Annotated in this window: 15 protein-coding genes; 1 reads left to right on the top strand and 14 read right to left on the bottom strand. The window is 65.5% G+C overall.

Annotation, left to right across the window (positions count from 1 at the left end):
* Positions 1-206 precede the first annotated feature (206 nt).
* Positions 207-1,469 carry a PrsW family intramembrane metalloprotease gene (locus J7I92_RS06465; protein ID WP_251039529.1) on the top strand — a complete coding sequence of 421 codons (1,263 nt, stop codon included), beginning with the start codon at positions 207-209 and terminating at the stop codon, positions 1,467-1,469.
* 75 nt (positions 1,470-1,544) lie between these two features.
* On the opposite strand, the gene nusB is transcribed toward J7I92_RS06465, so the two are convergent.
* The 14 genes from nusB to J7I92_RS06395 all read right to left on the bottom strand — a co-directional run bounded on the left by nusB (position 1,545) and on the right by J7I92_RS06395 (position 14,081).
* A complete protein-coding gene (nusB, locus tag J7I92_RS06460; RefSeq protein WP_043481810.1) occupies positions 1,545-1,955 on the bottom strand; it encodes a transcription antitermination factor NusB in 411 nt (136 codons plus the stop codon).
* Positions 1,955-2,518 carry an elongation factor P gene (gene efp, locus J7I92_RS06455; protein WP_214838658.1) on the bottom strand — a complete coding sequence of 188 codons (564 nt, stop codon included), beginning with the start codon at positions 2,516-2,518 and terminating at the stop codon, positions 1,955-1,957. Before efp ends, nusB begins: the two co-directional genes overlap by 1 nt.
* A gap of 143 nt (positions 2,519-2,661) precedes the next feature.
* Positions 2,662-3,192, bottom strand: a complete 531-nt coding sequence (locus J7I92_RS06450) for a tetratricopeptide repeat protein (RefSeq protein ID WP_396020358.1) — start codon at positions 3,190-3,192, stop codon at positions 2,662-2,664.
* Positions 3,192-4,283, bottom strand: coding sequence for a 3-dehydroquinate synthase (gene aroB, locus J7I92_RS06445; RefSeq protein WP_214838656.1), 1,092 nt, complete (start codon positions 4,281-4,283; stop codon positions 3,192-3,194). The genes J7I92_RS06450 and aroB overlap by 1 nt, the downstream gene beginning before the upstream one ends.
* Positions 4,280-4,879, bottom strand: coding sequence for a shikimate kinase (locus J7I92_RS06440; RefSeq protein WP_311380177.1), 600 nt, complete (start codon positions 4,877-4,879; stop codon positions 4,280-4,282). Before J7I92_RS06440 ends, aroB begins: the two co-directional genes overlap by 4 nt.
* Positions 4,879-6,078, bottom strand: a complete 1,200-nt coding sequence (gene aroC / locus J7I92_RS06435) for a chorismate synthase (RefSeq protein WP_214838654.1) — start codon at positions 6,076-6,078, stop codon at positions 4,879-4,881. The genes J7I92_RS06440 and aroC overlap by 1 nt, the downstream gene beginning before the upstream one ends.
* Positions 6,079-6,104: 26 nt before the next feature.
* On the bottom strand, positions 6,105-6,965 hold the full coding sequence (locus J7I92_RS06430) for a shikimate dehydrogenase (protein ID WP_214839065.1): 861 nt from the start codon (positions 6,963-6,965) through the stop codon (positions 6,105-6,107).
* On the bottom strand, positions 6,962-8,626 hold the full coding sequence (mltG, locus tag J7I92_RS06425; protein ID WP_214838652.1) for an endolytic transglycosylase MltG: 1,665 nt from the start codon (positions 8,624-8,626) through the stop codon (positions 6,962-6,964). The genes J7I92_RS06430 and mltG overlap by 4 nt, the downstream gene beginning before the upstream one ends.
* Positions 8,623-9,222: a Holliday junction resolvase RuvX gene (gene ruvX / locus J7I92_RS06420; protein ID WP_214838650.1), complete on the bottom strand. Its 600-nt coding sequence runs from the start codon at positions 9,220-9,222 to the stop codon at positions 8,623-8,625. The genes mltG and ruvX overlap by 4 nt, the downstream gene beginning before the upstream one ends.
* Before the next feature lie 7 nt (positions 9,223-9,229).
* Positions 9,230-11,908 carry an alanine--tRNA ligase gene (gene alaS / locus J7I92_RS06415; RefSeq protein ID WP_214838648.1) on the bottom strand — a complete coding sequence of 893 codons (2,679 nt, stop codon included), beginning with the start codon at positions 11,906-11,908 and terminating at the stop codon, positions 9,230-9,232.
* Between the two features lie 178 nt (positions 11,909-12,086).
* Positions 12,087-12,317, bottom strand: a complete 231-nt coding sequence (locus tag J7I92_RS06410) for a DUF6167 family protein (protein ID WP_251039528.1) — start codon at positions 12,315-12,317, stop codon at positions 12,087-12,089.
* An 18-nt stretch (positions 12,318-12,335) separates the two neighbouring features.
* Positions 12,336-12,710 (bottom strand): DUF948 domain-containing protein, encoded by a 375-nt coding sequence (locus J7I92_RS06405; RefSeq protein ID WP_011692124.1) that lies wholly within the window; start codon positions 12,708-12,710, stop codon positions 12,336-12,338.
* Between the two features lie 145 nt (positions 12,711-12,855).
* Positions 12,856-13,482, bottom strand: a complete 627-nt coding sequence (gene rpsD / locus J7I92_RS06400; protein WP_011692125.1) for a 30S ribosomal protein S4 — start codon at positions 13,480-13,482, stop codon at positions 12,856-12,858.
* A gap of 200 nt (positions 13,483-13,682) precedes the next feature.
* Positions 13,683-14,081, bottom strand: coding sequence for a cupin domain-containing protein (locus tag J7I92_RS06395; protein ID WP_214838646.1), 399 nt, complete (start codon positions 14,079-14,081; stop codon positions 13,683-13,685).
* Between the last annotated feature and the right edge of the window lie 51 nt (positions 14,082-14,132).

Genomic DNA, 14,132 nt, shown 5'->3' with positions numbered 1-14,132 from the left:
CGCTCGTCTCCCCTTTCCCCGCCTCACGGGACGGAATTAAAAAAGGAACATTTGCTCTTCAAAATTACCACACCGGCTTTCGCGGTCCGGCTGGATGCCGGCTGCCATGGGGGCGTTTAACATCACACTCCGTCGCCGGTGAGGCCGTGGCTTTCCACGCTCCCGCCGCCTTGGAAGCTGCCGGGAGGCGACATAGGCTCAGTCCTATGACATCGAACGCGCCCTGGCCGCAGCACGATCCCGCCGCCGGTCACCGCTACGGGCATCGGCCACTCTTGCCCCAGCAGGCAAATCCCACCTGGCTGGGCCACGTCCAGCCGGATCACTATCTGGCGGCGCCCGCGAACTCCGCACGTGCCGTCAGCACGGTGATTCCACCTGCCGCTACTGCCGGCCGCAGCAGTGCCGGGGTGATCGGACTCGTTGCAGGCGGCGGATTCCTTGCCTTCGCGAGCCTTTTCCTGGTCCTCCCCTACCTTCTGGGCAGCACGGGAGTCACCGGCTTCGTGGTCGGGTTCATCGCGTCGCTTGTTCCCCTGGGCGCCGTGCTGCTGGCCGTGTACGTGATTGACCGCTGGGAACCCGAACCGAAGCGCCTGCTGCTGTTCGCCTTCCTGTGGGGTGCCGCGGTGTCCATCTCGGTCACGATGCTCATCCAGCCCTTCTTTTCCCTGGCCGCCCAGCCGCCGGTCGGCATGGACTATCAGACCTTCGCCGTGACGGTCCAGGCGCCGGTGGTGGAGGAATTCGCCAAGTCCCTGGGCCTGCTGCTTCTCCTGGTGCTTGCGCGGAAGCACTTCGACGGCCCCGTGGACGGCGTGGTGTTTGCCTTCACGATTGCCGGCGGTTTCGCCTTCACCGAGAACATCCTGTACTTCGGGCGGGCCATCGCCGAATCGAGCACGCCCGGCGCCGACTTCGCCGTCGTGTTTTTCCTGAGGGGTGTCATGTCCCCGTTTGCCCACGCGATCTTCACCGGAACCACCGGGCCCATCCTCGGTTTTGCGGCACGCCGCTGGCACCGGGGAATGTCCGTGGTGGCGTTTGCCGTCGGGCTGGTTCCGGCGATGCTCCTGCACAGCACGTGGAACAGCATGGGGCGGGACTTCCTGGTTCAGTACATCGTGGTCCAGGTGCCCATCTTCGTGCTGGCCGTCGTCGTCATTGTGCTGCTGCGGGTGGCGGAGAACCGGCTGACCCGGCAGCGGCTGCAGGAATATTCCGCCGCCGGGTGGTTCACGCCGCCTGAGGTGGAGATGCTGGCAACCGCCAGCGGCCGCCGGTCCGCCGTGCGCTGGGCGAAGCAGTTCGGCCGGGGACCGCAGATGAAGGCGTTCCTGGTCGCGGCAACCCGGCTGGCCTTCATCCGGCAACGCATCCTCAGCGGCCGCGACGTTCCCGTCCACCAGCTCGACGAGCACCACCAACTGGCAGAGATCGTCGCCCGTCGGGACGCCATGCTGCGCTAAGCGCCGGCAAGGAAAAAGGACCGGCACCCGCCAGAAGGCGGATGCCGGTCCTTTTCGTTGCCAATACCTCAGCGGCTATGCCAGCAGCGAGGGCTTCAGCTGCTGGAGCCTGCCCAGCAGGCCGTTGATGAACGACGGCGACTCGTCCGTTGACAGCGTCTTGGCCAGGGCAACCGCCTCGCTGACTGCCACGCCGTCGGGAACGTCGTCGTTGTAGAGCAGTTCCCAGGTGCCGATCCGCAGGATGATGCGGTCCACCGAGGGCATGCGTTCCAGTGTCCACCCCTGCGAGTAGGTTTCCAGGAATTCGTCGATGGCGGCCTGGTGGGACACCACGCCTTCAACGATCTCGAGGGTGTAGGGGTTGACGATCTGATCGGTTTGTTCGCGGCGGGAGCGCAGCACATCAAAAGCAGAGAGGGAGCGCTGCTCCGCCTCAAAGAGAACATCCAGGGCCCGGTTACGGGCCTTACCGCGGGCGCTCACTAGTCGTTGACCCGGCCGAGGTAGCTGCCGTCACGGGTGTCGACCTTGACTTTGGTGCCCTGCTCGACGAACAGCGGAACCTGGATTTCGTAGCCGGTCTCCACCGTGGCGGGCTTGGTGCCTGCCGAGGAGCGGTCGCCCTGCAGGCCCGGCTCGGTGTAGGTGATTTCGAGCACAACGCTCGGGGGAAGCTCGATGTAGAGGGGGGTGCCTTCGTGGATGGCGATGTTGACCATCTGGTTTTCCAGCATGAAGTTGGTGGCGTCGCCCACGGTGGCGCCGGAAACGGTGATCTGGTCGTAGTCCTGGGTGTCCATGAACACGAAGTCGGCGCCGTCCTGGTAGAGGTACTGGTAATCGCGGCGGTCAACCGTGGCAGTCTCGATCTTGAGGCCGGCGTTGAAGGTCTTGTCGACCACCTTGCCGGACATCACGTTGCGCATCTTGGTGCGGACGAACGCGCCGCCCTTGCCCGGCTTGACGTGCTGGAACTCGATGATGTTCCAGAGCTGGCCCTCAAGCTTCAGCACGGTTCCGTTCTTGATGTCGTTTGTGGTTGCCACTGATATCCTCTGGTTTCTATCTGACCGCTTCTAGCCGCCAGCCGGTTATGTCAGGCGGGCATGCCGAAAGGCCGCCAGCGAGTATTTGTCAAAAATCCAAGAACCATTCTACCGGTAATGCCGGCAGGCTCGCGCGACGGCCCCTAGGACGCCATTTCCAGGACGTTCCGGGCCCGCTGCAGCGCAACGGTGGATGAGTAGATCAGCGCCGCGTCCGCGGCCCCTGCCACCCGCAGGTCCAGGGCCTTGGCGAACTCGTCAACGGCCGCTGCGGTGTTGCCGGCGGCGTAATACGCACGCCCCAGGTGCTGGTGCGCCAGTGCTTCCAGTTCGGTGCCCTGGACCTCGCCCAGGAGCTGCCGGAACAGGTCAACGGCCCGGTCGAAACGCCTGGCAACACGCAGGACTTCGGCCTCGAAGGCGCGGAGCCGGAAGGATTCGGGATCGCTGTACCGGGCCTCGGCCAGGAGCTCCGCCGCATCGGCGGCGTGGCCCTCCACCAGCAGGACCATGATGCGGTCCGCCGGATCGGAGGACGCCTCAAGCGCCGAGCTGCAGGCCTCTTCATTGACGATCCCCGGCAGCAGGGTGTCCGGGTTGATCTTGATTCCCGGGAACCCTGCGTCCGGCCACTCGCTGGTGCCGCCGATGGAATCAATCATGACGTCGGTCATCAAGAGGCAATCTCCTGGTAGGCGGCGAACAACAGGGACGTGTCCGGGACGTCCAGGATGCCAGGCCGGGCAATGCCGTCGAGCACAACGAAGCGCAGCAGGTCGCCGCGGGACTTCTTGTCCCGGCGCATGCCGTCCAGGAGGCCCTGCCAGCGGTCACGCCGGTAGGTGATGGGCAGGCCCAGGGTTTCCAGGATGGTGCGGTGGCGGTCGGCGTCACCGTCGCTGAGGCGCCCCACGCTGCGGGCCAGTTCGGCAGCGAACATCATCCCCACGGATACGGCCGCGCCGTGGCGCCAGGAATAGCGCTCCACCAGCTCGATCGCGTGCCCCAGGGTGTGCCCGTAGTTGAGGATTTCGCGCCGCCCGGACTCCTTGAGGTCCTCCGAGACGACCTCGGCCTTGACCGCGATGGCGCGTTCGATCAGCTCGCGGAGGACCGCGGACTGCGGGTCCGTAACTGCGGACGGATCCTTCTCGACCAGGTCCAGGATGGCGGGATCGGCAATGAAGCCGCATTTGATGACCTCTGCCATCCCCGAAATCAGCTCGTTCTTCGGCAGGGTGGTGAGCGTATCAAGGTCGGCGAGCACGGCAGCAGGCGGGTGGAAAGCGCCCACGAGGTTCTTGCCCTCCGCCGTGTTGATGCCGGTCTTTCCGCCGACTGATGCGTCCACCATGCCAAGCAGGCTGGTGGGCATGTGGATGACCTTGACGCCGCGGAGCCAGGTGGCCGCCACGAATCCTGCCAGGTCCGTAACAGCGCCGCCGCCGACTGCCACGACGGCGTCGGACCGGGTGAAGTCGTTTTGTCCCAGGACCTGCCAGCAGAACGCCGCCACCTGGATGTGCTTGCCTTCTTCGGCGTCCGGGATCTCGGCGGTCAGCGCAGTGAACCCGGCCGAGGCCAGTTCATCGCGGACAGTGTCGCCGGTAAGCCGGAGGGCCCGCGGGTGGATGACCAGGACGCGCTTGACGCGCTCCCCCAGCAGCTCCGGAAGGCGTTCGAGCAGGCCGCGGCCCACAACGACGTCGTAGTTGTCAGCAGCAGACTTGCCGGTGACTTTGATGACGGTTGATTCGCTACTCACTTTTCAACTTCCTGTGTTGCGGCCACTGGCTCCGCCGCCGCAGTCTGTGCCGCTGCGTATTCACGCAGCGCCTCTTCCAGCCGGTGCCCCAGATCCGCAACGGAGCCGTTGCGGACATCGAAGACAAGATCGGCGAGCCGTTCATACACCGGTTGCCGTGTGACGAACAATGCGCGCCAGCGGCCCATGGCATCACCGGCCAGGAGCGGCCGGCCCGAATTCCTGGCGATGCGCTCCGACACGGTGTCAGCGTCGCACTCCAGGTAGACCACAGTGCACTGACCCAACAGCTGCTGGGTGCCCGAGTCCAGGACCGCGCCGCCGCCCAGGGAGATGACGGTACTGGTGTGCCGGGCATCTTCAATCGCCCGAGCCACCGTCCGGGCCTCGATCTCCCGGAAAGCACTCTCGCCACGAGCGGTGAAGATATCCGCAATGGTGCCGTGGTTCTCCACAATCACCACGTCGGTGTCGACGAACGCCGCACCCAGCTGCTGCGCCAGCTGGTTTCCGATGGCGGACTTGCCCACGGCCATGGGGCCGATGAGCGCGATGGGCCGGCGCGGCGCTGCGCCGTTCCTGCTGCTGGCCGGCACTACAGGCCGATCGAGTCCAGGGACGCCGGAATGTTGTCCAGGTAACCCTTGATATTGCGTTCCGTCTCCGCGACGGAATCACCGCCGAACTTTTCGGCCACTGCCTCGGCGAGGACCAGCGCCACCATGGCCTCGGCCACCACGCCCGCAGCGGGGACGGCACAGACATCGGAGCGCTGGTGGTGTGCCTTGGCGGGCTCCCCGGTGCTCACGTCGATGGTCCTGAGGGCGCGCGGAACGGTGGCAATGGGCTTCATGGCAGCACGGACGCGCAGGACGTCACCGATGCTCATGCCGCCTTCGATGCCGCCGGCCCGGTTGCTGGTACGGATGATCCGGCCGTCGGAGTCCTTGACGATTTCGTCGTGCGCCGCGGAGCCCCGGCGCGAGGCGGTGAGGAAACCGTCACCCACTTCCACACCCTTGATGGCCTGGATGCCCATGAGGGCAGCGGCAAGGCGGGAGTCCAGGCGGCGGTCCCAGTGGACGTAGCTGCCGAGTCCCGGCGGAAGGCCGTAGGCCAGGACCTCCACCACGCCGCCGAGGGTTTCGCCCTCCTTGTGGGCGGCGTCCACCTCGGCCACCATGGCATCCGAGGTTTCGCGGTCGAAGCAGCGGAGGGGATCCGCGTCAAGGGCGATCACGTTGGCAGGAACCGGCAGCGGCCGTCCTTCGGGCACGGTAACACTGGCGATGGAAACCGTGTGGCTGACAAGTTCGATTCCCAACTGCTTCAGGAACTGGGCCGCCACGGTGCCCAGGGCAACACGGGTGGCGGTTTCGCGGGCGCTGGCACGCTCCAGCACCGGGCGGGCCTCGTCGAAGCCGTACTTCTGCATGCCCGTGAAGTCGGCGTGGCCGGGGCGTGGCCGGGTCAGGGGCGCGTTGCGTGCCTGGTCGGCGAGGACCTCGGCGTCCACGGGATCGGCAGCCATGATCTGCTCCCACTTGGGCCATTCGGTGTTGCCCACCTGGATGGCCACCGGGCCGCCCTGGGTGATGCCGTGGCGCACTCCGCCAAGGACGGTCACAACGTCCTGCTCAAACTTCATCCGGGCACCACGGCCATAGCCGAGGCGCCGTCGGGCCAGGGCATCGGCGATCTGTCCGCTGGTGAGTTCAACACCGGCGGGCACGCCTTCAATTATTCCGACCAGTGCCGGACCGTGGGATTCACCGGCAGTCAACCAACGCAACATACAATCCATCCTGCCACGTAGGGCGGTTACAACACTCGTCGGGGTGCCCCGACTGAGTCACACATCACATCTATGACATCGGCCGTGACGTCGTCGCCAAGGCCGCTGAAAAACTTCACTTGCTCCACCGCCTGGTACAGCAGCATCTCCAGCCCGGGGACCACGGCGCCTCCCCCGTCCTGCCAGGCGGAGGCGATCCGGCTTGGCCAGGGGTCATAGGCGACGTCAAGCAGGACCCCAGGCGTCGCGGTGTGGAGGCCGGCTAGCTCGTCCGCCAAGCTGTCGGCAGCGCGGGGCGGAAGGGTGGAAATGACGACGTCGGCAGCCGCCACTGCAGCGGCCGCGCCAGCCAGCGGGAGGACCCGGACGGGAAGGCCCACACCCGCAGAAGCGGCGCGGGCTTCAGCGGCACGTGCGACGTCGCGCACGAAAACATCAGCGGAGGGCGCCCCGAGATCCCGAAGCGCGGCGACCGCTGCGGCAGCGGTCCCGCCGCCTCCCAGCACCACGGCGGACGGCGCGGCCGCTACCCCTGCGTGCCGCACGGCGTTGACGATGCCTGCGACGTCGGTGTTGTAGCCGATCGCGCGAACGGAGGACCCCCCGGACTCGAACACGACAGTGTTCACGACGCCGAGAATGCCGGCCACTCCGCGGACTTCGTCCACTTCCGAGACCATCGCGGTCTTGAGCGGCATGGTGACGGACAGCCCGCGCCAGCCGGCTTCGGCCCGGACTGCAGCCATGAAGGCTGGAAGGTCCGGAACGGTCACATCGATGGCGGAGTATTCAATGTCCACGCCCAGGTGGGAATAGGCAGCCCGATGAAGGGCAGGGGACTTCGAATGACTGATCGGATGCCCCAGGACAGCAGCCCTGGAGGTCACGTGCAGCGTCCCGCGTTGGCTGCGCACCAGGAGTTGTACTGCTCGACATACACGTTGTGTTCAGCCAGCGTCTTGGAGAACTTGGTCTCCTTTGTGTCCAGGTTGATGGTCACCCAGTACATGTACTCGTTGGTCTTCGGCTTGGCCGCCGCATCGATGGCGTTCTTGCCCGGTGATCCAATAGGACCCACCGGAAGCCCCTGGTTGGCGTACGTGTTGTACGGGTTCGACTTGTCGGCTTTTTGGTCCTCGTCGATGTGGAAGCTCTTGATCCCCAAGCCGTAGGTCACGGTGGCATCGGACTGGATCAGGCCGGCCGTTTCGGTGTTGTTCGGCTTCAGCCGGTTGTAGATGGCACCGGCAACATCACCGTATTCGGCCTGCCCGCCTTCGGCCTGCACGATGCTGGCGACCGTGACGACGTCATACTGCTTCGCGGGATCGGTGACTCCCTGCGCCTTGAGCTCGTCCACCGTGGTGGTGACCAGGTTCTGGAGGATCTCCTTAGCCGACGTCCCCAGCGGGAAGCGGTGCTCGCCGGGGGCCAGGTACCCTTCAAGGTTCTTGGCCTTCCCGGGCAGCCCGAACTGGGCAGGCGCATCGCTGAGCGCCTTGAGTTCGGCAACGGGAATGCCGGATCCCTCGGCTATTGCCTGCAGTGATTCATTGACCCGGAGCCCGGCGCTCAGGGCAAAATACATCACTTTGGCGTCAGCCTTGCCCAGCAGCACAGCCACGGCGTCGGAGTTCTTCATTTCCTGGCGGAACTGGAATTGCCCCGGGGCAACAGTGCCGCCGGAAGCGGTGAGTTCGTGCAGGAACGTGTCCGGGTTGGCGATGACCTTCTGGTCCGCGAGCTTGGTGGCGACGGAACGGGTGCCTTCGCCGGGCTCAACGGATACGGTGACCTCGCCCGTGCCGGGACCCGGGAAGTCTGCGACGGTATTCCCGCCCAGGAGCGGCTTAAGGAACTGGGCTCCCACCACGAGTGCGGTGACGAAGACCGCCAATGTCAGCAGCAGGGCCAGCCAGCGGCGGCGGCGCCGGACCTTCTTGGACTTGGCCGGGGCAACGGTCATGGTCGAGCCGGCCGCGATCAGCGGGTGTCCCGGTTCGTCATAGTGGTGCTCGGGGTGGTGATCCCCCGCCAAGTAGACGTCGGCGTCATCGTAGACATGGTGGGCCTCGTCCTCATGGTGCTCTACATCATCGTGGTGTCCGGCCCCGCCGTGCAGCTCGGCGTGCGCATCGTGGCTGCCGGGATGGCTGTGGAGGTCAACGTCCGCGGGTACCTCGTGGTGCGCCGGCTCCACGTGCTGGACGGGAACGTCGTGCTGGACCGGCTCCACCTGCTGGACCGGAACTTCGTGGTGGACGGGCTCCACCTGCTCAACGGGAACGTTGTGGTGCACCGGGGCCGCATAAGCCGCGGGGACTTCCTGCTGCTGGACGGTAGGGGGCTCCGCCGGCATCGCGGGGGCGGCGTCGGGTACTGCCGGCTGTACGGGCGGATGTCCGGTTTCAAAGGCCTGCGGAGGGACCACGTCATGGCCTTCGGTCGCGAGGGACTTCTCCCTGGCCCGAATTTCCTTGCGTGTCAGCTGTCGTCCGGAGTCACTGATTTCTTCGCGTAAGGACTCGCCGCTGTTGACCGGGCTCACTGTAGCCTTCCATCGTCTGAAGATTGCACGTTGTTTCCGGTAACTGCCTGCCCAGCTTCTTCGGCTGCGGCGTCCCCGGAAAGCCCCGGCTGGGAAACCGCAAACACGCGGTGTCCAACATCCGTTCCCCTGGCTTTTTGCATGTCGATCGCATGCTGCAAGATACCTGCAGCGGCAACCTGATCCACTACCTTACGGTGATTCCGGCTGCTCATGCCAGCTTCATGCAGGTTGCGGTGCGCTGTCACAGTGCTTAAACGCTCGTCAATCAGCCGCACGGAAAGGGTTGAACCCTGCCTCGCCACCGCCTCCGCCAGCAGTTCCGCGTAGTCGGTAGCCATCCGCGCCGATGCGTGCTCTTCCCCTTTGAGGGTGCGCGGCAGGCCGACGAAGATCTGCACCACGCCAAGCTCCGCCGCAAGGGCCGCCAGCACACGCACATCCGTGTTCTTCTTGACGTCCCGTGACAGGGTTTTCAGCGGTGTGGCCAGGATGCCGTCGGGATCGCAGACGGCGACGCCCACGCGGACGGTGCCCACGTCCACCCCCAGTTTGGTGCCCCGGGGGTAGGCGTCGGGTGCAGCAGATTGATTCACGGTTCGGTTATCGCCTCGTGATGGCGTCCACGACGGCGGTAAGCGCCGCCGGCACCTTCGCGGCGTCGGTGCCGCCGCCCTGGGCGACGTCGTCCTTTCCGCCGCCGCCGCCGCCGAGGATTCCGGCAGCGAGTCGGACGAGGGCGCCGGCCTTCACGCCCGCAGCGCGCGCTTCCTCGTTGGTGGCAACCAGGATCACAGGACGGTCATTGCTGACACCGGCCACTGCCACGGCGGCGGCCTCTGAGCCAAGCCTGCCGCGGAGGTCGAGGGCCAGTCCGCGGAGGTCGTCCGCGCCGCTGACCTGTCCGGCGTCGTGCGCGATGACCTTCACCCCGGCAGCGTCCTTGGCGGTGCCGGCCAGCTGGGCTGCGGCAGCGGTGAGCTGCTCCTTGCGCAGGCGCTCCAGTTCCTTCTCGACCGTCTTGAGCTTGGTCAGGGTGGTGGCGATCCGGTCTGCCAGCAGGCCCGACGGCACCTTCAGCATTTCGGTGAGCTCCGTGACCAGGGCGCGCTCTGCGGCGAGGTGGCGGAACGCCTCCATGCCCACGAAGGCTTCCACGCGGCGGTTTCCCGAACCGACGGACTGATCCCCCAGCAGCGACAGGCTGCCGATCAGGGAGGTGTTGGCTACGTGGGTGCCGCCGCAGAGCTCACGGGACCATGCGCCGTCGATCTCCACGACTCGGACCTCGTTGCCGTAGTTCTCGCCGAACAGCGCCATGGCGCCGAGTGCCTTGGCCTCGGCCAGGGCCATGACCTTGGTTTCAACCTGGAAGTTGTTGCGGATGGCGAGGTTGGATACTTCTTCGATCTCCGAGCGGGTCGCGGCGCTGAGGCCCTCGCCCCAGGCGAAGTCGAAGCGAAGGTAGCCGGCTTTGTTGTACGAACCGCGCTGCAGCGCCTCCGGGCCGAGGATCTGGTGGAGGGCGGCGTGCACGATGTGCGTGCCGGTGTGCGCCTGCTCTGCGGAGTGGCGCCGTTCGCGGTCCACGGCGGCCTGCACCAGGGAGTCCGCCCCGATTTCGCCTTCGCGGACCACCGCCTTGTGGACGCTGAGTCCCTTGACGGGGCGCTGGACGTCCAGGACTTCGACGACGAACCCGTCGCCGGTGATGAGTCCCGTGTCCGCTGCCTGGCCGCCGGCCTCTGCATAGAACGGGGTCTCCGCGAGCACAAGCTCGATTTCATCCCCGGTGGATGCCTGGGAAACCTTGCGGCCGCCGGAAAGAATGCCACGCACCTTCGACTCGCCGGACAGCTCCGTGTAGCCGGTGAAGACGGTCTCGCCTTCACCCAGCAGTTCCTGGAAGGCGCTGAGGTCCGCGTGCGAGCCCTTCTTGCCCTTGGCGTCGGCCTGGGCGCGCTGGCGCTGTTCAAGCATGAGCTTCCGGAATTCGGGCTCGTCAACCTTCAGGCCGGCTTCCTCCGCCATTTCCAGCGTCAGGTCAATCGGGAACCCGTAGGTGTCGTGCAGGGCGAAGGCATCTGCGCCGGACAGCGGCTGGCCTGCCGCCTTGGACTCCTTCACGGCGTCCTCGAGGCGGGCCGTGCCCGATGCGATGGTCCGCAGGAACGCCTTCTCTTCGGCGTAGGCGATGCGGCTGATGCGGTCGAAGTCGGTCTCCACCACCGGGTAGACGCCCTTCATCGCGTCCCGGGATGCCGGGAAGAGCTCCGGCAGGCAGGCCTTTTCGACGCCGAGGAGGCGCATCGAGCGCACTGCGCGCCGGATCAAGCGGCGCAGGACGTAGCCGCGGCCTTCGTTGGAGGGGGTGACGCCGTCGGCGATCAGCATCAGGGCGGAGCGGATGTGGTCCGCCACGACGCGCATCCGGACGTCGTCGGTGTGGTGGGGATCGTCGTCGGACTCGGCAGAGGTGTACTCCTTACCGGACAGCTCCGCTGCCTTGTCGATCACGGGGCGGACCTGGTCGGTCTCGTACATGTTCTCGACGCCCTGCAGGATCATCGCCAGGCGTTCCATGCCGAGGCCGGTGTCGATGTTCTTCTTGGGCAGTTCACCCACGATGTCAAAGTCAACCTTGGAGCGGACGTTGTCGATCTGGTACTGCATGAACACGAGGTTCCAGATTTCGACGTAGCGGTTCTCGTCGGCGATGGGCCCGCCTTCTACGCCGTAGCCGGGGCCGCGGTCATAGTAGATTTCGGAGCAGGGGCCGGCCGGGCCGGGCTGGCCGGTGGACCAGTAGTTGTCCGCCTTGCCCATGCGCTGGATCCGGTCGGCAGGCATGCCGGTGTTCTTCAGCCACAGCTGCTCGGCATCGTCGTCCTCTTCGTAGACGGTGACCCAGAGCTTTTCGGGCGGCAGGCCGTAGCCGCCGTCGTCAACGCCCGTGGTGAGCAGTTCCCAGGCGAACTTGATGGCGTCTTCCTTGAAGTAGTCGCCGAAGGAGAAGTTGCCGCACATCTGGAAGAAGGTGCCATGGCGTGCCGTCTTGCCGACTTCTTCGATGTCGCCGGTGCGGATGCACTTCTGCACGCTGGTGGCCCGGTTGTAGGGCGCTTCTTCGCGGGCGGTCAGGTACGGAATGAACGGCACCATGCCGGCCACCGTGAACAGCAGGGAGGGGTCGCTGGAGACCAGGGATGCGGAAGGCACCGCCGTGTGGCCCTTGCTGACAAAAAAGTCGATCCAGCGCTTGGTGATCTCCTGCGACTTCATAACCTGGTTACTTACCCTTCTTGGTGTACTGCGTGTAGTTCTGATGCATGTAGTTCACGCACTTCAACGCGTGGCTGCCCCCTGGCGCGAGCCCGGGCAACCCTTTTAATTCTCCCCCATGGCGGGCGATTCGATTTCCGCGCGGCCGCGGAGTGCCTGCGGGGTGCGGTGGTGCCGGCTAACGCCGCACAACATCCTGGCTGTCGATGCCAAGTGCGGCCCGCAGGTCGGTTTCCCGCTCCTGCATGCCGTCCCGGACTGCGTCCGCGAAGTCGTAGATGCCGTCGGCCAGCCGGCCAACCGCCCGGTTGAGGCCTTCGGGGCCCAGGGCGGACTGGGCCTCGCTGATTTTGCGGAAGGCGATAACGCCAATGGCGACGCCGATCCCCATCCAGAGAATTCTTTTCATGAGTGCTCTCCGTCTGGGTTAGCGGCTGCGGCGGCCGGTGGCGGGTTTCTTGCGGGCAGACAGGGCGGAGCGGACGCCGTAGCTGAAGGCTGCCACCTTGATCAACGGCGATCCCACGGTTGCGGCCACGAGGGACGAAAGCGCGGAAATGTTGGCTGAGGCGTCGGAGACGTTGGACGAGATGCCGTCGACCTTTTTCAGCTGCTGGTTCGTCGTGGAAACCGTGGCTGTGACTTCATCCATGAGCGGGGTGGCGCCGTCGCTGATCGAGCGGATGGATGTCCGGACTTCGTCGAAAACCCGTCCGAGTTTCAGGATGGGCACGGCGAGAAGCAGCACGAGGAGTGCAAACACCCCTGCTGCGATCAGGCCGGCAATATCGCCACCAGACATAGACGTTCATCTCCTTGTGATTCCGTGGACTGCTGCGGGTTCCGCGGCGGCATCATGGCCGCAAATGCGGAAGTCCCCCCAGTACCTTACATACAAAGAAGCCCGCGGCGCTTGCCACGGGCTTCTTTGTATACGCTGCGTTTATTTAGCGTGCGTAGAATTCGACGACGAGCTGCTCTTCGCATGTTACGGGAACCTCGGAGCGCTTCGGGCGGCGAACCAGGCGTGCCTGCAGGGCGTCGAGCTTGACGTCCAGGTATGCCGGAACCTGGGGCAGGACGTCGCGGTGCGCGCCGGCTGCTGCAACCTGGAACGGAGGCATGGTTTCGCTGCGGCTGTGAACGTGGACCAGCTGGCCCTCGCCGACGCGGAAGGACGGGCGGTCAACGCGGATGCCGTCAACCAGGATGTGGCGGTGCACAACCAGCTGGCGGGCCTGGGCGATGGTGCGGGCGAAGCCGGCACGCAGCACGAGGGCGTCGAGACGCATTTCGAGCAGTTCGATCAGGTTTTCACCGGTCAGGCCCTTGGTGCGGCGTGCTTCTTCGAAGGCACGGGTCATCTGGGCTTCGCGGATGCCGTACTGGGCGCGCAGACGCTGCTTTTCGCGCAGACGTACGGCGTAGTCGGAGTCCTGCTTCTTGCGGGCACGGCCATGCTCACCGGGGCCGTACGGGCGGCGCTCCATGTACTTGGCGGCCTTGGGGGTCAGAGCAATGCCGAGTGCACGCGAGAGGCGTGCGGTACGGCGAGCACGAGTGTTGTTAGCCACTTGTGTCCTTCCAATATCTGCGGTGTGTCAGTGTTACTGGCCTCCACGATGGAGAGCATCGGCCAACCGCTGCCTTTTGCTACTGGGCGCCGGGCACAGGCCACCGGAAGTCATCACGACAGCATGAAGTGCTGGAATCGGGTGGATTGTGCGTCTGCGCCTTGCCAGACAACGAACTATCCTACCATGATGCGGCGGTGTCAGGTCCGGGCGTGGACTCCGCGGCTGGCCGGCCGGCCGAAGGAAGCGGCACCGAGGAACTCGACGGCGATGAACGGGTCGCTTCCCACGACCCACTCGTCGTGGCCGGGTGGCAGGGTGTAGGTGTCATTGGCACGGATAGTGGAACGCACGCCGTCCGCGGTTTCCACTTCCATCACACCGGAGACGCAGAATCCGAGGTGGCTGTGCTGGCAGAAGTCCGTTTTCTCGAAGGGCTTGATGCTCTCAGACCACCGCCAGCCGGGGTTGAGGATCAGCCGGGCCACCGAATAGTCGTTGACGGTGACAAGATCGAACTCCGCTTTGTCAGGACAGCGCTTTTTGTCCGGAACGTCAAAGGACTTCACGGACAGTGCTGTGACGAAATTAGCGGACATGAAACACGACCTGGAAGTGAGACGGCGGGCGCAATCGGTTTTGAGCCACGT

This window comes from Arthrobacter sp. ISL-72, from assembly GCF_018613755.1.
In the GTDB taxonomy this organism is placed as follows: Bacteria; Actinomycetota; Actinomycetes; order Actinomycetales; family Micrococcaceae; genus Arthrobacter.
This window is presented reverse-complemented; position numbering and strand designations above follow the sequence as displayed.

Bases quoted from the DNA above. Each gene is read 5' to 3' on its own strand.
- J7I92_RS06465 (WP_251039529.1), top strand. From the start codon at position 207: ATGACATCGAACGCGCCCTGGCCGCAGCACGATCCCGCCGCCGGTCAC.
- J7I92_RS06450 (WP_396020358.1), bottom strand. From the start codon at position 3,192: ATGACCGACGTCATGATTGATTCCATCGGCGGCACCAGCGAGTGGCCG.
- aroC (WP_214838654.1), bottom strand. From the start codon at position 6,078: ATGTTGCGTTGGTTGACTGCCGGTGAATCCCACGGTCCGGCACTGGTC.
- alaS (WP_214838648.1), bottom strand. From the start codon at position 11,908: ATGAAGTCGCAGGAGATCACCAAGCGCTGGATCGACTTTTTTGTCAGC.
- J7I92_RS06410 (WP_251039528.1), bottom strand. From the start codon at position 12,317: ATGAAAAGAATTCTCTGGATGGGGATCGGCGTCGCCATTGGCGTTATC.
- J7I92_RS06405 (WP_011692124.1), bottom strand. From the start codon at position 12,710: ATGTCTGGTGGCGATATTGCCGGCCTGATCGCAGCAGGGGTGTTTGCA.
- J7I92_RS06395 (WP_214838646.1), bottom strand. From the start codon at position 14,081: ATGTCCGCTAATTTCGTCACAGCACTGTCCGTGAAGTCCTTTGACGTT.